Here is a 17420-nt window from a genome sequence, read left to right as displayed (position 1 = left end):
CGACCCCGGGGTGTCGCGCGCCGCGTGCCGCAATGCCGGTTGTGTTTGTACGGCCGCGCCATTCGCTCCGGCTGCGATGACGCGACCGTCCTCCTTACTTGCCAACGCTACCCAGCGTACCCAGCAACCCCGTGACCGGTGCCAGCAGGCCCGTCGAGCCGCTGCTCGACGATGCCGTACCCGACACGCTGCCGACCAGCGACGTGACCGGCGCGAGCGGGCTCGCCCCCCCGGACCCTGCCGCACCGCCAACTGCTCCGGTGACAGTATTCAGCAAACCGGTGACGGGCGCGAGAGGGTTTGCACTGCCTGCGCCACCCGTGGCGCCGCCGAGCGTGCCCGTGACCGTCGACACGAGATTCGTGACGGGTGCGAGCGGGCCGCTGCTGCCGCCTGCTGCGCCACCCAGTGCGCCGGTCACCGTGGAGACCAGGCCCGTCACCGGCGCGAGCGGGCCGCTGCCCGAGCCGCCTGCTGCGCCGCCGAGCGCGCCCGTGAGCGAGCCGAGCGGCGTCGAGCCCAGACCCGACAACAAGCCGCCGAGCGGGTTCGTCGAACCGGAACCTGACGACGAGCCGTTCTGGACGGTTGCCGTCGAGCCGCCGACGAGGCTCGTGATCAGGCCGGGGATCGGCGCCGCGCCATTCGGGCCGTTCGGATTGACGAGGCCGCCCGCGTTGGTCACGGTGTTGCCGACTGCCGTCACGAGCTGGCCGACGTCGCCGACGAGCGGCTGGCTCGACGTGCCGCCGACCTGCTTGCCGGCCGAGCTGATCGCGCCGCCGATCTGGCCGAGCAGGCCCGAGACGGGTTGGCCGAGGCCGGTCGTCGTGCCGACCTGCTGCGTGACCTGGCCGGCGGTGATCACGAGCGGCGTGATCGCCGAGCTGATCGGTTGCGTGACCTGCTGCACGGCGCCCGACGACAGCGTCGAGCCGATCGTCGTGCCGGCGGCCGTCAGGCCGTTGGCGACCGTGTCGAGCACGGTGCCGACCGGCGTCGTGACCGGCGCGAGCGGCGCCAGCGGGCCCGTGCCCAGCGCCTTGACCGTCGAGCTCAGGCCGGACACCGTGTTGCTGGTCGCACCGACGACGTTGCCGAGACCGGCCACCGTGGTGCCGACCGGGTCCTTCGTCGAGCCGATCTGTCCCAGCCCGTTGCTCACCGCATCGGCTGCCGCACCGACGATCGTGCCGGTGCTGGACAGCGTGCTGCCGATACCCTTCGGCACGCCGTCGCCGAGGCCCGGCAGGCTGATGTTGCCGACCGTGCTGCCGAGGTCGGTAGCCGTCTGGCCGACCGTGCTGATGACACCCTTGGTGCCGGTCGACGAGCCGCTGGTGCCGCTCGTCCCGGACGTGCCGCTCGTGCTCGGGTTGTTGTTGTCGTTGCTGCTGGTCGGCGGCGAGCTGACGCCGCCACCGCCGCAAGCGGCCAGCAGGCACGCCGCGGCGAAGGCGGTGAGGGGCACGCGCCAATGGCGCAGGGCGACCGTCGGGAGGGAACGTTGCTGGGACATGATGGACTCCTCGCTGTCTTTTCGATGAATGGATGTCGGATTACTTGCCGTGCGTGCCGCCGAGCAGGCCGCCGATCAGCGACGTGACGGGCGCCAGCGGATTCGACGACGAACCCGAATTCGTGACGGCACCCGTGCCGCCGCTCAGTGCCGGCACGCCCACCGTGCTCGTGACCGTGGAGACGACGTTCGTCACCGGGGCGAGCGGGCTGCCGCCGCCTGCGCCAGCCGTCGCGCCGCCGAGGGCGCCCGTGACTGCGCCGAGAAGACCGGTGACGGGCGCCAGAGGATTTGCGCTGCCTGCGCCACCCGTTGCGCCGCCGAGTGCACCCGTGACCGTCGAGACGAGACCGGTGACCGGCGCGAGCGGACCGCCGCTGCCACCTGCTGCGCCGCCGAGTGCACCCGTGACCGTCGAGACGAGACCGGTGACCGGCGCGAGCGGGCCGCCGCTGCCGCCGGCTGCGCCGCCGAGCGCGCCCGTGACCGTCGAGACGAGACCGGTGACCGGCGCGAGCGGGCCGCCGCTGCCGCCGGCTGCGCCGCCGAGCGCGCCCGTGACCGTCGAGACGAGACCCGTGACCGGGGCGAGCGGGCCGCTGCCGCCACCCGTTGCGCCGCCGAGTGCGCCGGTCACCGTCGACACGAGACCCGTGAGCGGGGCGAGCGGGTTGGTCACGCCGCCGGTGAGCAGGCCGCCGACGGCCTTGACGGTGTTGCCCGTCGACGAGACGGTGTTGCCGAGGCCCGTGGTGACCGGGTTGCCGCCCGTCGATGCGAGCAGGGCGCCAGCCTGGTTCAGACCGTTGCCAACCGTGCCGAGCAGCGTGTTGACCGGCGCGCCGAGGCCGGTTGCGGTGCCGATCGTCTGGGTCGTCTGGCCGACCATGGTCGTGATCGGCGTGATGGCCGAGCTGACCGTCTGCGTGACCTGCTGGATCGGGCCGGTCGACAGCACGTTGGTGAGCGTGGTGCCGCCGTTCGACACGGCACCGCCGAGCGTCGTGACGAGGCCGCCGACCGCGCCCGTGACCGGTGCGAGCGGTGACAGCGGGCCGCTGCCGAGGCTCGTGACCAAGTTGCCCGTTTGCGTGACTGCGCCGCCGAGCTGATTCACCACGCCGCCGGTGCTGGCGACCGTGGTGCCGACCGGATCCTTCGTCGCGCCGAGTTGGCCGAGCCCGCTGCCGAGGCCGTTGCCGAGTGCGGTAACCGCGCCGCCGACGCTTTGCACGATGCCGCCCGCGGCTTGCGTGGTGGCCGGATTGACGCCCGGCAGCGTCTGGCTGCCGATGACGGAGCCGAGGCCGGAGACGGTGTCGCCGGCATTCGTGATGATGTTGCTGCCTTGTGCGAGGACATTTCCCACCGGGTTCGCCGACACACCGGAGGTGCCGGACGTACCGCTCGTGCCCGAGGTTCCGCTGGTGCCGGACGTGCCGCTCGTGCCCGAGGTTCCGCTGGTGCCCGACGTGCCGCTCGTGCCCGAGGTTCCGCTGGTGCCGGACGTGCCGCTCGTACCCGAGGTGCCGCTGGAGCCGTTGCCGCCCGACGTGGAGATCGTATCGCCGCCACCGGAGCTCGAGCCGCCGCCGCCGAGACCCTGGCTGATGGAGCCGGAACCGCCGCACGCGGAGAGGGAAAGCATGGCTGCAACGGTGGCCGCGATCAGAGTCGTCCGGAACACGCCATGAGGGATAACCTTAATGTCCATTTCGTCCTCGCATTAAAAATGTGTTGTGAACTGCGTTGTGTTGAGTGGTGCGAGGACTACTCTGCAACTGTCGTGCCATTTCGAGGCTCGACGGTTCGACAACCGGTTTTAAACGAGGCAATTCCTTGTCGGAAAAGGAAGTTCCGGAAATTGAAAGATTGTTGAATCTGTTTAAGTGCAGATGAATGAGAACGGTTTCGGCCGTTTCGTAACGTAACGTCACAACATTGGCGTTACGCGTGCGGCGTAACGTGGGGCCCGCGCAGGCTTGGTGGACGAGGCAATTGTTTTACTGGTGGATTAGGTGTGCACATCTAACCTATCGTAAATCCTATGTGTAAGTCGTACCGAAACGCCGTACAAATACGTTGTGCTCCTGGTCATTTTTTTCCGTCAGAGTGGTTAAAAGAGGTTGGAACTTAAATAGGATCGGATATAGAATCCGGAGCAGATGTAAGGAAATGTACGGTTCGGTACACTACGTTCGAGGAGGAGCGCTATCGCGAATGTTAACTTGCATCAAATCGTGAGCAAGGCCCTTCGGGGCGACCTATAAAGAAAGCGCACCCGGTTGTCGTTACAGCAGATGTGGCGAACGGTTGGGGCAAACGGCCAGATATGCGGGGACGTATACGTATAAAAGGCCAGAAAACGTAAATACAGGCACGAGGAATAAAATGAAAGCAATCATCAAGCGTTTCCTTAAGGAAGAAGACGGGGTTACCGCAGTCGAGTACGGACTCATCGCGGGACTTATCGCAGTCGCTCTCGTCAGTGCGATGAGCACGTTGACGGGCGGCATCTCGGGGGCGTTCACCTACATCGCGAACCAGCTGCCGAAGGCATAACGAACGAGCTTTTGCTCATTTCCCTGTTGTTAGGGGCGCGGGTTGCTTCGGCAACCCGCGCGGTAAGTTTTGCCGTTCGGGGCGTAAATGATCCTGCTAACTGGCGTCGGGGTTTTCCTCGCGTGGGCGGTGCTCGTCGCGCTCGAGGACATCCGTCATAGGCGTATACCGAATTCACTGGTGATCGGTGGATTCGTATCTGCATTTGTGCTCGCCGGGCATAATCCATTCGGCATATCCGTGAATCAGGCGCTCATTGGCGCACTGGTCGGCTTTCTCAGTCTTTTCCCGTTTTTTGTGCTGCGCGTAATGGGTGCCGCGGATGTCAAGGTATTCGCGGTGCTGGGCGCGTGGTGCGGCCCGTATGCGTTGCTGTGGCTCTGGATCATTGCGAGCCTGCTGGCATTCGCGCATGCCGGCACGCTGGTCTTCGCCACCCGTACGCCGGTGTCGGCGTTGTGGCAGCGGCGTTCCCCGACGATGCAGATTGCCGGTTTCCGCGCGTCGCCGTATGCCGCGTTTCTCGTGATCCCGGCGGCGCTGTGGTGCCTGTACCGGATCGCGGTGGGGGGGATGCAATGAAGGCGGCCCGGCCGGTATCCGGCATGCGGCGCCGCGAGCGCGGCGCAACCGCGATCGAATTTGCACTGATGTTGCCGGTGTTCTTCCTGATCCTGTACGCGATCATCACGTACGGGATGATCTTCGCGGCTCAGCAAAACCTGACGCTTGCCGCCACGGAAGGCGCTCGCGCCGCGTTGAACTATCAGCAGGTCGGCGCGGCCGCGTCGGTGCAGGCGGCCCAGCAAGCCGCGCTGGCGGCGCGGGCCCAAGCCGCATGCACGGCCGCGACGAACCTGACCACTTGGCTGAAAGGGTCGACATGTTCGCCCACACAGCAAGGCAACTGTTCGTATGACCCGACAATGTTGTGCGTGCAGATCACGCTGACCTACCCCTACTCGCAGAGCCCGCTGATTCCGTCGTTCCCGCTGCTCGGTTCGCTGTTGCCGGTGCCGTCGACACTCACCGGCACCGCGATGGTCCAGATCAGCCCGGTCAACATCATATAGACGGCAGCGACGGCGTCGTGCCGGGTCGAGGGCGCCCGGTCGGCACGTTGTGCGGAGAATTCAATCGTGAGTAGCGGGGAAACATAACAACATCATGGCCAACAACCTGACGAAGATCATTGCGGGCTTGCTGATCGCGATCGCGATCCTGCTCGGCGTCTATGCATGGATGCTCGGTCGCAAGCCGGGCGACGTCGCGCCGGTTGCCGCGACGGTCGCGACGCAGAGCGTGCCGGTCGTCGTGACGACGCGGCCGTTGCAAGCCGGCCAGCCGATTCCAGCCGATGCGCTGAAGGTCCAGCAGTCGACCGCCGCGCCGCAGGGGGCGTTCGCCGATCCGCTGCAACTGGTCGGCCGCACGCCGGCAGCCGACATTCCGGCGCAGGCGGCCGTCGTCGCGAGCGCCTTGTCGTCCGGCCTCGCCGAGCAGATCGCGCCGGGAGAACGCGCCGTCGCGATCAAGGTCGACGAGACCAACGCGGTCGGCAACCGCGTGCGGCCCGGCAACTATGTCGACGTGTTCCTGAACCTGAAGCGCGACGGGACCGGCGTGGCGATCGGCGGGACGTCGACGGCCGAGATCGTCAATACCCAGGCGCGGCTGCTGATGTCGAAAGTCCGCGTGCTGTCGTTCGGCGATGCAACGACCGAGCGGGACAGTTCGAACGGCTCGGTGGTCGGGACGCGGACCGCGGTGCTGGCCGTGCCGACCGCGCAGGTCGACGCGCTGACGCTCGCCGAGCAGAGCGGTCGGCTTGTGCTCGCGCTGCGTAACCCGCGCGACGACGATGTCGCGACGCAAACCGTCGCGGTTCGCGTCGGCGACGACAAGAGTCCGTCGGCGCTTGCCGCTGCCGGCATGGTGCTGGGCGAGTTGTCGAAGAGTGCGACGACGGCGGCGCCGGCCCCGCGTGCGGTGCCGCGGGTGGTCGCTCGGCATCCGGGCGGCGGCAGCATCGAAGTGATTCGGGGTGGGCGGACCGAAACGGTCGCTTATTGAGCGGGACGACGACGGCAAAACAATGAAAAAGAAACTGATTGGTTTGGCTATTGCATTGAGCGCGCTGGCGATGCCGCCGCTGTCGGACGCGGCCGACACGAGCGGCACGATCAGCCTTGCGATCGGCGCGCAGCGGCAGATTGCGACGGGGCGCGCGCTGCAGCGGGTCGCGGTCGGTGACCCGTCGGTGGCCGACGTGCTCGTCGTGAAGGGCGGGCGTGGCGGCGTGCTGCTGGTGGCGAAGAATGCCGGTGCGACGAACGTGATGATCTGGGAGCGCGGCCGTGACGAGCCGACCGTCTATAACGTGAACGTCACGAGCGGCGCGGCGCGGGCACTGCTCGACGGCACGTCGCCGAGCGTGAACACGTATGGCGGCACGACGGTGATCGGCGGTGCGGCCGGAACGCTCGACGGGCATCAGCGGGCGGTCCATGCGGCGAAGACGGTCGGCGGCAAGGACGGAACGACGCTCGATGCGTCGACGATTTCCGGCAAGAACGTCGTGCAGGTCGACGTGCGTGTCGTCGAATTCAGCCGTTCGGTGCTGAAGCAGGCGGGCCTGAACTTCTTCAAGCAGAGCAACGGCTTTTCGTTCGGCGCGTTCGCGCCGACGGGGCTGACCTCGATTTCCGGTACGCCGGGCGGTTCGCTCACGTACAACACGAGCGTACCGATCTCGTCGGCGTTCAACCTCGTCGTCAATTCGGTGTCGCGCGGATTGTTCGCTGACCTGTCGATTCTCGAGGCGAACAACCTGGCGCGCGTGCTCGCGCAGCCGACGCTCGTCGCATTGTCCGGCCAGAGCGCGAACTTCCTCGCTGGCGGCGAAATTCCGGTGCCGGTGCCGCAATCGCTCGGCACGATCTCGATCGAATGGAAACCCTACGGCGTCGGGCTGACGGTCACGCCGACCGTGCTGAGCCCGCGGCGGATCGCGTTGAAGGTCGCGCCCGAGTCGAGCCAGCTCGACTTCGTGCATTCGATCACGATCAACAGCGTGCAGGTGCCGGCGCTGACGACGCGGCGCGCGGACACGACGGTCGAGCTCGGCGACGGCGAAAGCTTCGTGATCGGCGGCCTGATCGACCGAGAAACCACGTCCAACGTCAACAAGGTGCCGTTCCTGGGCGACCTGCCCATCATCGGCGCGTTTTTCAAGAATCTGAGCTACCAGCAGAACGACAAGGAGCTCGTGATCATCGTGACGCCGCATCTCGTTGCGCCGATCGCGCAGGGCGCGCCGCTGCCGGCGACGCCGGGCGAGCTGTCCGAGCAGCGCGACGGTCCGGTGTGGCGTTCGTACCTGGGCGGCATGGCATCGCCGGACGCGGGGCCGGGGTTCTCGAAATGAGCGCGCCGAATCGTTACCGGACCGCGCAGGCCGTCGCGCACGACGCGATGCCTTGCTTCATTGTGAGTATCCAAGATGAACGCGAGAACCTATTCTTTGGCTGAGCCCGCCGTCACCGACCACTTCGTCTGCGCCACCTCGGTCGCGGAGCATGTGCACTGGCTGTCGCAATCGCTGGTGTCCGCCGGCGCCGTCGAAGGGGTGCCGCTCGACGGCGCCGCGTTGTCGCAGCGTATCGGCGTGTTGAATCCGGCACTGGTCTTCATCGATTTTTCCGGTGATTGCGCGGCTGCGAGCACGGTGGTCGCCGCGATACGCGTCGCGCATCCGGGCGTGCCGGTCGTCGCGCTGGGCTCGCTCGCGCAACCGGAAGGCGCACTCGCCGCGCTGCGCGCGGGGGTGCGCGATTTCGTCGATTTCTCCGCACCGGCGGACGAGGCGCTGCGGATCACGCGCGTGTTGCTCGACAACGTCGGCGAGCCGGCGAATCGCCACGGGAAGGTCACCGCGTTGCTCGGCGCGCGTGCCGGGATGGGCGTGAGCACGCTCGCCGCGAACCTGTCGGTACTGATGCAGCGGCGGCCGGCCGATCCCGCCCGCACGGCGGCACTGCTCGATCTCGGGCTGCCGGCCGGTGACGGCGCGTTGTTCCTGAATACGCGTTGCGAATTCCATTTCGTCGAGGCCGTGCGCAACCTGCGCCGGATCGACCGTACGTTCGTGACGACCGCGCTGGCGCGCCATTCGAGCGGCGTCGCCCTGACGACGCTGCCGCCGAATCTCGCCGAGCTGCGGGATGTGGCGACGGCGTCGTGCGCGGCATTGCTGAACCGGCTGCGGGCGTTCTTCGATCACCAGATCGTCGATCTCGGCGGCTTCCCGAATCGCGAATTCATTGCGCAGGTCGTGAACCTGGCGGACGAAGCATGGCTGGTTTGCGACCAGGGCGTGGCGTCGGTCGTGTCGGCGGTCGAGATGCTGGACGGGTTACGCGAGGCAGGTGCCGCGACCGACCGGATTCGGCTCGTCGTCAATCAGTTCGACGCCGAGCTCGGGCTGCTGCCCGCGCAGATCGCCGAGCGGCTGGAACTGTCGCTGCTCGCGACGTTGCCGTCGCGGCGCGTGTCGATCGGGCATGCCGCGAACCAGGGCAAGCTGATCGCCGAGGTCGCGGAACGCGACCCGTACGTCCGTGCGCTCGGGCCGCTGGTCGAGCGCCTTGCGGGCGCGCCGGCGCCGGGCGCGACGCAGCGTGCGGCCGGCGGCCTCTCGGCGCTCAGGCGCATCATTCAATCCTCAACGAAGCGGTCGTAAGCGATGGCACACGACATTCAATTTGCCGACGGCGCAGCGCCGTTCTCGCAAACGCAACAGTTCCACGACATCAAGAATGCCGCGCACGAGCATCTGCTCACGCGGATCGAGGAACTGGGCGCCGAATTCGGCCGTTGGTCGCGACAGGCGATCAACCAGTTCGTCGATCTCGAAATCGACAGCTTCGTGCGGCTGCGGCGCATCCCGCTCAACGAGAGCGAGGTGCGTGCGGTGGCCGAGGCGCTGACGAAGGAGCTCGCCGGCTTCGGACCGATCGAGGACCTGTTGGCGGACCCGCACGTCGAGGACATCCTGATCAACGGCTACAACGACATCTACGTGTCGCGCCACGGGATCCTGTCGAAGCTGCCGATCCGTTTTACCGACAACGCGCATCTGCTGCGGATCGTGCGACGGATTCTGGCCCCGGTCGGCCGGCGGCTCGACGAATCGAACCCGATGGTCGACGCGCGGCTGCCCGACGGCGGGCGGGTCAACGTCGTGATCGAACCGTTGTCGATCGACGGCCCGGTCGTGTCGATCCGGAAGTTCCGCAAGGACCCGCTGAAGCCCGAGGACCTGCTGGGCAACGGTACCTACAACGAGGAAATCGGCCGGCTGCTCGAGGCGGCGGTCGACGCGCGCTGCAACGTGCTCGTGTCGGGCGGCACCAGTTCGGGCAAGACGTCGCTGCTGAACGCGCTGGCGTTCCACATCCCGATGGCGGAACGCGTCGTGACGATCGAGGATACGGCCGAACTGTCGCTGAATCACCCGCACGTCGTGCGCCTCGAGAGCCGTCCCGGCGGGTTCGACGGCAGCGGCGTCGTGACGATTCGCGACCTGCTGCGAAACACGCTGCGGATGCGGCCGGACCGGATCATCGTCGGCGAAGTGCGCGGCGGCGAAGTGCTCGAAATGCTGCAGGCGATGAATACCGGCCACGATGGATCGATGGGCACCGTGCACGCCAGCTCGCCGCGCGAATGTTTGTACCGGCTCGAGATGCTGGCCGGCTTCGCCGGTTTTCAGGGTACCGAAGCAAGCCTGCGGCGGCAGATCGCCAACGCGATCGACTTCATCGTGCAGATCGGCCGGCTGTCCAACGGCCGCCGCCGCATCCTGTCGATCACCGAAGTCACCGGCATGTCGGACAACATCGTATCGACGCAGGAGCTGTATCGCTACGAGGCGCGGGTCACGCCGGAGGGCGAAGAAATCGATCATTGGGAATCGCTCGGCATTCATCCGCATTCGCCGAAGCTCGCACGTTTCCGCAGCACGTTGGTGTCGGCCGGTGGCGGTGGCGGCGGGTTCGGTGGCAGCTTCGGGCGAGGCGGGGGCTTCAATGTCTAGCGCCACCTTGCTCGCGCTGATGTTCGCGTTGATTTGCGCGGCGGCCGGGTTGCTGCTGTGGCGCGGAAGCCAGGTGCGGGAAGGGCGCGCGCATACGCAGCGATTCTTTGACAGCCGCGTGGGACAGGGCGCGCGTTCCGCCGCCCCGGCGGCCGATACGCGCGCCGCACGTGCCCCGGCGGCCGGTACGTCGAACGGGCAGGCGTCCGAACAAGGGATCGCGCGCTGGCGCGCGTCGGCGCTCGGCGCGTGGACCGTGCTGTCCGACCGCGCGGGCCTCGATGAAGTACGCACTGGCCTCGTGCTGGCGCTGGCGGTCGTCGTGCTGCTCGCGCTGTGGGCCGGCATGGCCGGCGGCGTGCTCGCCGCGGTGGCCGCGCTCGTCGCGGGCAGTGTGCTCGTCGTGCTGTGGATCACGTCGCGCATCAGCCGGCGCCGCCTGAAGATCGTCCGTCAGTTGCCGTCGTTTCTCGACGGGATCGTGCGGCTCGTGACGCTCGGCAACAGCGTGCCGGCGGCGTTCCAGTCTGCGCTGCAGACGGCCGAGATGCCGCTGCGCCGCTGCCTCGACGACGTGTCGCAGATGCTGCGCTCCGGTGTCGAGATCGATCGCGCGATGCTGCACATCGCGCATACCTATCGCATCCGCGAATTCGAACTGGTCGGCGCGGTGTTGCGGCTGTCGGTCCGCTACGGCGGGCGGGCGGACGTGATGCTCGATCGGATGTCGACCTTCATGCGCGATCTCGAGCAGGCGGAACGCGAACTGTCCGCGATGTCGGCCGAGACCCGGCTGTCCGCGTGGGTACTGGCACTGTTGCCGATCGCAGTCGGCAGCTTCGTCATCGCCACGAGTCCGCGCTATTTCACGGCGATGTGGGGCGACGATAACGGACGCCAGCTGATTTACCTGGCGTTCGCGTTGCAGGCGATCGGTGGTTTCTGGTTGTACCGGCTCGCGCGGCTGAGGTGAATCGATGGATGCAAACCGTTTAGGCGCACTTGCGCTGGTGCTCGGATCGGTCGGCGTGCTGCTGCTTGCCGCGCTCGCGATCGTTCGCATCGTGCTCGTGCAGCGTGCCGAGCGCGCGCTGGTGAATGCGCTCGATCGCCGGACCGCGGCAGTGGAAGCGGCCGCCGCACGCGCCGGTGCCGCCGAACCTGCGCGCGACGCGGTGGCGCCTGCCGCGCCGCGCGTGCGTTTCGCAGGGCTGCGCGCACGCTTCGAAGACGTCGGGATGCGCTGGCTCGAGACCGGCTTCAGCCGATATCTGATCGCCGACGAAGATCGTCAGTTGCTTGAACAGTGCGGTTTCGTCGACGTGCGCGCGCGAGCGCTGTTCGTCGGCGCGCGCATCGTCTGCGCGATCCTGCTGCCGGCGCTTGCCGTGCTGGTCCTGATCGGTCGCGGACAGCAGACGCGCTGGCCGCTGTGGATCTCCGTCGCGCTCGTGACCGGCTACATGCTGCCGAAAATCTACGTGCGGCGCCGTGCCACTGCTCGCCGGCAAAGCATTGCGGCCGAATTGCCGCTGCTCGTCGACATGTTGCGGCTGCTGCAGGGCGTCGGCCTGTCGCTCGACCAGAGCATCCAGGTCGTCACGCACGATTTCCAGACGATGCTGCCCGTGCTGTCGTGGGAACTCGGCGTTGCACAGCGGCAGTTCGCGGCCGGTCGTACGCGCGAACAGTCGCTGCAACGCCTCACGAACAGTTTCGACAACGAGGACCTGCGCGCGATCGTGCGCTTGCTGATTCAGGTCGACAAGCATGGCGGTGCGGTGCAGGAGCCGCTGAAACAATTCGGTGACCGTCTGCGTGAAGGGCGTCGCGCGACGCTGCGCGAGCAGATCGGCCGCCTGACGGTGAAGATGACCGGCGTGATGATCGTCACGCTGTTGCCGGCACTGTTGATAGTGACGGCGGGGCCCGGGATCATGACCGTGCTGGCCGCGCTCGCCGCGATTCACCGTTGATGCGGCACGAAGGGAAGGAGCGACAGAAGATGAATCGATTGGGTTGGGTTCGCACGATCGCAGGCGCGACGGCATGCGCGTTGCTGGCCAGCGGGTGCGCGATGTTCAAGGAATCCGGATACGGCGTCGGCGCGCAGGCCGAACGCGGCGCGCTGATGCAGGCCGCGGCCGACAAGAATGCGCCGCCCGATACTCCAGGCATGTATCTGGGCCTGATCGAGCGGATGCAGGGGCAGGGACTGTATTTCGCGTCGTTGGCGCACATCGATCAGTACGAGAAGCAATATGGCGCGTCGCCGGACACGATCTTGCTGCGCGCCGACGCGTTGCGCGCGACCGGCCAGTACGACGCCGGCGTGGCCGCCTATACCAAGTTGCTGACGACGCCGCTCGCGGCGCGCGGCTATCGCGGGCTGGGGCTGACCGCCGGCGCCCGCGGCGATTTTGCGCTGGCCGCGCAGCAGCTCGAGCAGGCGACGGCGCTTGCGCCGACCGATGCGGCGACGTTGTCCGACCTTGCGTATTCGAAGATGCGCGACGGCGATCTGGCGGGTGCACGCGTGCCGCTGCTGAAGGCGGCCGAACTCGAGCAGAAGAACCCGAAGATCCTCAGCAACTTCGTGCTGTACCTGCTCGCGACCGGCCATGCGAAGGACGCGCGGCGGCTGATGGATCAGCAGAAGCTGTCGCCCGCGGTGCGCGGCCAGATTCGTGACGACGAGACGAAGGTCGCGGCCGCGATGCGTGCGAAGCAGCGCGCCATCGCACGTGCGCCGGCCAGTGTGTCCGTGCCGTCGGTGGCGAGCAGCGACAATTTCGATCTCGCCGTGCCGCTGCTGCAGCGTTTCGCGCGATAACGACGATATTCACGGAGGCCATCATGTTTCACCTTTCCTCAATCCGCGTGCGGGCCGTGGGCATCGCGTTCGTGTGCTCGCTGGGCGCGGGCGTCGCGCACGCGCAAAGCGACACGCCGGCGTCCGAAATCGGTCATGCGACCACCGCGCTGCTCGACCTGCAGCGCTCGAATCGCTCGGCCGCCACGCCGCAACCGATCGACGGCGCGGCGGGTACGTATGCGTATCAGCGCTATATCGACTCGTTCAAGACGCCGATTCCGCAGTGGTTCGGCACGATGTCGGCGTCGGGCGGTGGCAGTAGCGGTGGCGGCGGCAGCGGCGGGCTGTCCGGCGGCGATCTCGCGCGCTGACGGAGCAGCACGGTGACTACCCGACACAGTGGCGGCACGATCCGCCGCGCGTCACGACAGCGCGGCGCGTTCTCGGTGATGGCGATCGTCGCGACGCTGATCGCCATCACGACGCTTGGCGCCATTGGCGTCGGTAATCTCTTTTACCAGCGTCGGGACGTGCAACGCATTGCCGACATGGCCGCGCTCGCGGCCGTGCAGCGGATGGACGATGCCTGTTCGCAGCCGACTGCCACCGCGACCAGCAATGCGCAGTCCAACGGTCTCAATGCGTCGAACGGCGACACGATCAACATTGAATGTGGCCGCTGGGATACGTCCGTCAACCCGGCACCCAGCTACTACGCTGCCGCGGCAGCCGGAACCACGCAATTGAACGCCGCCAAGGTGGTCGTCACGCGTCAGGTGCCGTTCTTCTTCGTCGGACCGCCGCAGACGGTGTCCGCGGTATCAACCGCGCGTTCGACGAACATCGATACGTTCTCGGTCGGTGCAACCCTGGCCGCGCTCGGCGGCGTCGGCTGCTCGGGCGGATCCGCACCGACGTCCGGCAATCCGGGGCTCGTCAACGGACTGATCGGCGGGTTGCTCGGCGCCAACCTGAACCTGAACATCGGGTCATACCAAGCGCTTGCCTGCACCAACGTGACGGTCGGCGATCTCGTCGTGGCGGCGGGCGTCGGCACGGTCGATCAACTGCTCGCGCTGAAGCTCACGTTGCCGCAACTGATCCAGTTGATGGTGAAGGCGGCCACCCAGACGTCCGTCGTGAACGCAAGCCTGCAGGCGAGCCTCGCCACGCTGCAGGCGATCCTGAACGCCAACATTCCGGGAACGTCGATCGGTCTCGGCGGCGCGGGCGGGTTGCTGAACGTCGCGCTCGCGGATACGCAGGCGGCCCTCAATGCGCAGGTGGATCTGCTCGACCTCCTGATGGTCGGCGCGGAGATCGCGGCAACGGGCAAGCCGGCGGTCACGGTCAATGTGCCGTCGCTGAATCTCGGCGGGCTGACGGGAACGCAACTGCAGGTGCAGATCATCAGCCCGCCGTCGATCGGCGTTGGCGAGGGCGGGATCGATCCGGCAACGGGAACGTGGCGGACAACGGCGTCGACGGCGGCGGTAGGCGTGTACCTGAATGTCGATCTTGGTACGACACAGTTGCCCATCGTCGGGGCGTTGCTTGGCGCGCTCAACGTCGGTGTCGACGTCAATCTGCCGATCTACCTGCAGGCCGGTACCGGCACGGCGCGGCTGGACTCGACGCAATGCACGTCGACACAGGCAACTAGCACCGTCGTTATCACTGCGCGACCCGGTGTAGCCAATTTATGCATCGGCCAGCCTCCGCTCGATGCGTCAGGCAAAATCAATCTGTCGTCGACTTACAGTTGCAAATCGCCTGCCCAGATCATCAACGTTAACGTGCTCGGGCTCGCACAGTTGACGGCCAGCCTGTCCAATATATCGGTTCAGGTGCAGGGCGCTGAGCAATCGCACACATTCAACGGCGTACCCGGAATCGACGCAAACTATTGGACGGTCAACTCGAATGCGCTCGGTTCAGCGCTGAGCTCTGCACTGAGCCAACTCGCGGCCGCAACGATCACGGCCAACATCGGACTCGGGGGCGTGAACCTTCTGTCGCTGCCGTCAACCTTCGTGTCCACCTTGCTCACGTTTTTGACCGGCCTGCTCAGCCCACTCCTGTCGAGCCTCGACGCAGTCCTCGTTCCGCTGCTGAATCTGCTCGGCGTCCAGGTCGGCGCGGCGACGGTCCACCAGATCTCGCTCAATTGCGGGGTCGCCCAAACGGTTTACTGAAGAAGCAGATCAGATGAGAAATACGCCCGCAATCGAAGAGCTCGACCTGTACGTCTGGGAAGGCAAGGCGGACATCGTCGACCGCGTCGCCCGGTGCATGGCGAGCTTCGACGTCGAAGTGATCCGCGCCGACAACGCGGCGGTCTCGCCCGAGCGTGCCGCGCTGCGGCGCTCGCTGGCGATCATCAGCGTGACGATGATCGAAGGCGGCGCGGCATTCCTGCGCGACTGGCAGGCCAACATCGGCATGCCGGTGGTCTGGGTCGGCGCGGCGCGCGACCACGACGCGTCGCAGTATCCGCCCGAGTATTCGCATATCCTGCCGCTCGACTTCACGTGCGCCGAACTGCGCGGCATGATCGGCAAGCTCGTCACGCAACTGCGTGCGCACGCAGCCGAGACGTTGCAGCCGTCGGAACTCGTCGCGCACTCCGAATCGATGCAGGCGCTGCTGCACGAAGTCGATACGTTCGCCGACTGCGACACCAACGTGCTGCTGCACGGCGAAACCGGCGTCGGCAAGGAGCGCATCGCGCAACTGCTGCACGAAAAGCATTCACGCTACCGGCACGGCGAATTCGTGCCGGTGAACTGCGGCGCGATTCCGGACGGCCTGTTCGAATCGTTGTTCTTCGGCCATGCGAAAGGGTCGTTCACGGGCGCGGTTGTTGCGCATAAAGGCTATTTCGAGCAGGCGGCCGGCGGCACGCTGTTCCTCGACGAAGTCGGCGATTTGCCGCTGTACCAGCAAGTCAAGCTGCTACGCGTGCTCGAGGACGGCGCGGTGCTGCGCGTCGGCGCGACGGCGCCGGTCAAGGTCGATTTCCGTCTGGTCGCGGCAAGCAACAAGAAGCTGCCGCAGCTCGTGAAGGAAGGACTGTTCCGCGCCGATCTCTACTACCGGCTCGCGGTGATCGAGCTGAGCATTCCGTCGCTGGAAGAGCGCGGTGCGGTCGACAAGATCGCGCTGTTCAAGTCGTTCGTCGCCCAGGTGGTGGGCGAGGAGCGGCTCGCCGAGTTGTCCGACCTGCCGTACTGGCTCACGGATTCGGTCGCCGACAGCTATTTCCCCGGCAACGTGCGCGAGCTGCGCAACCTCGCCGAGCGCGTCGGCGTGACGGTGCGACAGACGGGCGGCTGGGATGCCGCGCGACTGCAGCGACTGATCGCGCACGCGCGCAGCGCGGCCCAGCCGGTGCCGGCGGAGAGTGCGGCCGAGGTGTTCGTCGATCGCAGCAAGTGGGACATGAACGAGCGCAACCGCGTGATCGCGGCGCTCGACGCAAACGGTTGGCGGCGTCAGGACACGGCCCAGCAGCTCGGCATCAGCCGCAAGGTGTTGTGGGAAAAAATGCGCAAATATCAGATCTTCGACGAAGAGCCCGAGACCCGCGAAAGCGAGTAATTAATGAGATAAAATCGCGGTGAATTACAACGACTCGGGCGGGAATAAAACTTCATGAGCCATATGACGGGGTTGGGGCGGGTGAGCGTAATGCTCGCCCTGGTGGGAGGCATGCAAGGCGCGTTCGCGCAGGGGCTGGCAGGCGGCGATCCGTCGGCGGTGCAGCAGGCATCGGCGCCGGTGGCCGCGATTCCGGTGATCGATTCGCAGGCGCAGACGTCGGTGCAGCCGCAGGCCGGCGAGACGACGGGACCGAGCACGGTCGACGATTTGCAGCGCCAGATCCAGGCGCACTCGCTGACGGAAATGCGCACGAGCTACAACGGCAGCTACGGCGCCAGCCTGCTGTTCAACGTCAAGGACGGTGCGTATTTCGTCGCGTTGTTCCAGCAAAAGGCGTTCTGGCGCGTGATCAAGACTTACGACGAAACGCGCGCGGAAGCGATCTATCGCGATTTCTCGCATCAGGCGGAGCGGCTGGCCGTCAACGAACTGCGGGCGGCGAAGCTGGAATCGCAGAAGGCGCAAATGGACAAGCAGATCGAAGTCACGCAGGACCGCGCGCGGCGCCTGCAGGCGGACATCTCGATCGCCCGCCAGCAGCAGGCGGCGGTGGCGGATCGTCAGAAGAGCGTGCGGAGCGAAACGGCGGCGTTGCAGGCGCAACAGGCGCAGCTCCAGTCGCAATTGCGGGCGTTGCAGCAGCAGGTGCGTTCGCTGCAGCGCGAAGCCGACGCGGGCCTGCCGACGACGGCACGCTGAATTCGGTAACGGCGGTGCGGCGACATGCCGCGCCGGCCGTACAAGTGAAAAGGGCAAGCCGGTTG

Annotated in this window: 16 protein-coding genes; 14 read left to right on the top strand and 2 right to left on the bottom strand. The window is 66.7% G+C overall.

Annotation, left to right across the window (positions count from 1 at the left end):
* Positions 1 to 94: 94 nt before the first annotated feature.
* Both DTA15_RS27465 and DTA15_RS27460 read right to left on the bottom strand, forming a co-directional pair.
* A complete protein-coding gene (locus DTA15_RS27465; RefSeq protein WP_012492564.1) occupies positions 95 to 1519 on the bottom strand; it encodes a collagen-like triple helix repeat-containing protein in 1425 nt (474 codons plus the stop codon).
* 40 nt (positions 1520 to 1559) lie between these two features.
* A complete protein-coding gene (locus DTA15_RS27460) occupies positions 1560 to 3233 on the bottom strand; it encodes a collagen-like triple helix repeat-containing protein (RefSeq protein ID WP_012492565.1) in 1674 nt (557 codons plus the stop codon).
* Positions 3234 to 3910: 677 nt separating this feature from the next.
* Between DTA15_RS27460 and DTA15_RS27450 the strand changes: the two genes are divergently transcribed.
* The 14 genes from DTA15_RS27450 to DTA15_RS27385 all read left to right on the top strand — a co-directional run bounded on the left by DTA15_RS27450 (position 3911) and on the right by DTA15_RS27385 (position 17355).
* Positions 3911 to 4081, top strand: coding sequence for a Flp family type IVb pilin (locus tag DTA15_RS27450; protein WP_006483497.1), 171 nt, complete (start codon positions 3911 to 3913; stop codon positions 4079 to 4081).
* 87 nt (positions 4082 to 4168) lie between these two features.
* Positions 4169 to 4663 (top strand): A24 family peptidase, encoded by a 495-nt coding sequence (locus DTA15_RS27445; RefSeq protein ID WP_006483488.1) that lies wholly within the window; start codon positions 4169 to 4171, stop codon positions 4661 to 4663.
* Positions 4660 to 5154, top strand: a complete 495-nt coding sequence (locus DTA15_RS27440) for a TadE/TadG family type IV pilus assembly protein (protein ID WP_006483477.1) — start codon at positions 4660 to 4662, stop codon at positions 5152 to 5154. Before DTA15_RS27445 ends, DTA15_RS27440 begins: the two co-directional genes overlap by 4 nt.
* Before the next feature lie 94 nt (positions 5155 to 5248).
* Positions 5249 to 6154, top strand: a complete 906-nt coding sequence (gene cpaB, locus DTA15_RS27435) for a Flp pilus assembly protein CpaB (protein WP_006483496.1) — start codon at positions 5249 to 5251, stop codon at positions 6152 to 6154.
* A 22-nt stretch (positions 6155 to 6176) separates the two neighbouring features.
* Entirely contained in the window at positions 6177 to 7508 is a 1332-nt protein-coding gene (locus DTA15_RS27430; RefSeq protein WP_006483494.1) for a type II and III secretion system protein family protein, read from the top strand.
* Positions 7509 to 7583: 75 nt separating this feature from the next.
* Positions 7584 to 8822, top strand: coding sequence for a fimbrial protein (locus tag DTA15_RS27425; protein ID WP_006483491.1), 1239 nt, complete (start codon positions 7584 to 7586; stop codon positions 8820 to 8822).
* A gap of 3 nt (positions 8823 to 8825) precedes the next feature.
* Positions 8826 to 10178: a TadA family conjugal transfer-associated ATPase gene (locus DTA15_RS27420; protein ID WP_006483500.1), complete on the top strand. Its 1353-nt coding sequence runs from the start codon at positions 8826 to 8828 to the stop codon at positions 10176 to 10178.
* A complete protein-coding gene (locus DTA15_RS27415) occupies positions 10171 to 11151 on the top strand; it encodes a type II secretion system F family protein (RefSeq protein ID WP_012492566.1) in 981 nt (326 codons plus the stop codon). Before DTA15_RS27420 ends, DTA15_RS27415 begins: the two co-directional genes overlap by 8 nt.
* A 4-nt stretch (positions 11152 to 11155) precedes the next feature.
* Positions 11156 to 12154, top strand: coding sequence for a type II secretion system F family protein (locus DTA15_RS27410; protein ID WP_006483478.1), 999 nt, complete (start codon positions 11156 to 11158; stop codon positions 12152 to 12154).
* A 29-nt stretch (positions 12155 to 12183) separates the two neighbouring features.
* Positions 12184 to 13011, top strand: coding sequence for a tetratricopeptide repeat protein (locus tag DTA15_RS27405; RefSeq protein WP_006483480.1), 828 nt, complete (start codon positions 12184 to 12186; stop codon positions 13009 to 13011).
* A gap of 23 nt (positions 13012 to 13034) precedes the next feature.
* Positions 13035 to 13364: a DUF3613 domain-containing protein gene (locus DTA15_RS27400; protein WP_006483481.1), complete on the top strand. Its 330-nt coding sequence runs from the start codon at positions 13035 to 13037 to the stop codon at positions 13362 to 13364.
* Between the two features lie 12 nt (positions 13365 to 13376).
* Positions 13377 to 15188: a TadG family pilus assembly protein gene (locus tag DTA15_RS27395; protein ID WP_006483498.1), complete on the top strand. Its 1812-nt coding sequence runs from the start codon at positions 13377 to 13379 to the stop codon at positions 15186 to 15188.
* A 13-nt stretch (positions 15189 to 15201) separates the two neighbouring features.
* Positions 15202 to 16593: a sigma 54-interacting transcriptional regulator gene (locus DTA15_RS27390; protein ID WP_006483492.1), complete on the top strand. Its 1392-nt coding sequence runs from the start codon at positions 15202 to 15204 to the stop codon at positions 16591 to 16593.
* A gap of 54 nt (positions 16594 to 16647) precedes the next feature.
* A complete protein-coding gene (locus tag DTA15_RS27385; protein ID WP_034178628.1) occupies positions 16648 to 17355 on the top strand; it encodes a DUF2968 domain-containing protein in 708 nt (235 codons plus the stop codon).
* Positions 17356 to 17420 lie beyond the last annotated feature (65 nt).

The sequence above is a fragment of the Burkholderia cenocepacia genome (assembly GCF_900446215.1).
Lineage (GTDB): Bacteria > Pseudomonadota > Gammaproteobacteria > Burkholderiales > Burkholderiaceae > Burkholderia > Burkholderia cenocepacia.
Note: the sequence above shows the minus strand (reverse complement) of the source record. Positions and strands in the feature narration are given on the sequence as shown.

Excerpts from the sequence above, each read along its gene's own strand:
- DTA15_RS27440 (WP_006483477.1), top strand. The coding sequence starts at position 4,660 with ATGAAGGCGGCCCGGCCGGTATCCGGCATGCGGCGCCGCGAGCGCGGC.
- DTA15_RS27460 (WP_012492565.1), bottom strand. The coding sequence starts at position 3,233 with ATGGACATTAAGGTTATCCCTCATGGCGTGTTCCGGACGACTCTGATC.
- DTA15_RS27415 (WP_012492566.1), top strand. The coding sequence starts at position 10,171 with ATGTCTAGCGCCACCTTGCTCGCGCTGATGTTCGCGTTGATTTGCGCG.
- DTA15_RS27405 (WP_006483480.1), top strand. The coding sequence starts at position 12,184 with ATGAATCGATTGGGTTGGGTTCGCACGATCGCAGGCGCGACGGCATGC.
- DTA15_RS27445 (WP_006483488.1), top strand. The coding sequence starts at position 4,169 with ATGATCCTGCTAACTGGCGTCGGGGTTTTCCTCGCGTGGGCGGTGCTC.
- DTA15_RS27425 (WP_006483491.1), top strand. The coding sequence starts at position 7,584 with ATGAACGCGAGAACCTATTCTTTGGCTGAGCCCGCCGTCACCGACCAC.
- DTA15_RS27420 (WP_006483500.1), top strand. The coding sequence starts at position 8,826 with ATGGCACACGACATTCAATTTGCCGACGGCGCAGCGCCGTTCTCGCAA.
- DTA15_RS27465 (WP_012492564.1), bottom strand. The coding sequence starts at position 1,519 with ATGTCCCAGCAACGTTCCCTCCCGACGGTCGCCCTGCGCCATTGGCGC.
- DTA15_RS27450 (WP_006483497.1), top strand. The coding sequence starts at position 3,911 with ATGAAAGCAATCATCAAGCGTTTCCTTAAGGAAGAAGACGGGGTTACC.
- DTA15_RS27390 (WP_006483492.1), top strand. The coding sequence starts at position 15,202 with ATGAGAAATACGCCCGCAATCGAAGAGCTCGACCTGTACGTCTGGGAA.
- DTA15_RS27410 (WP_006483478.1), top strand. The coding sequence starts at position 11,156 with ATGGATGCAAACCGTTTAGGCGCACTTGCGCTGGTGCTCGGATCGGTC.
- DTA15_RS27430 (WP_006483494.1), top strand. The coding sequence starts at position 6,177 with ATGAAAAAGAAACTGATTGGTTTGGCTATTGCATTGAGCGCGCTGGCG.
- cpaB (WP_006483496.1), top strand. The coding sequence starts at position 5,249 with ATGGCCAACAACCTGACGAAGATCATTGCGGGCTTGCTGATCGCGATC.
- DTA15_RS27400 (WP_006483481.1), top strand. The coding sequence starts at position 13,035 with ATGTTTCACCTTTCCTCAATCCGCGTGCGGGCCGTGGGCATCGCGTTC.
- DTA15_RS27385 (WP_034178628.1), top strand. The coding sequence starts at position 16,648 with ATGAGCCATATGACGGGGTTGGGGCGGGTGAGCGTAATGCTCGCCCTG.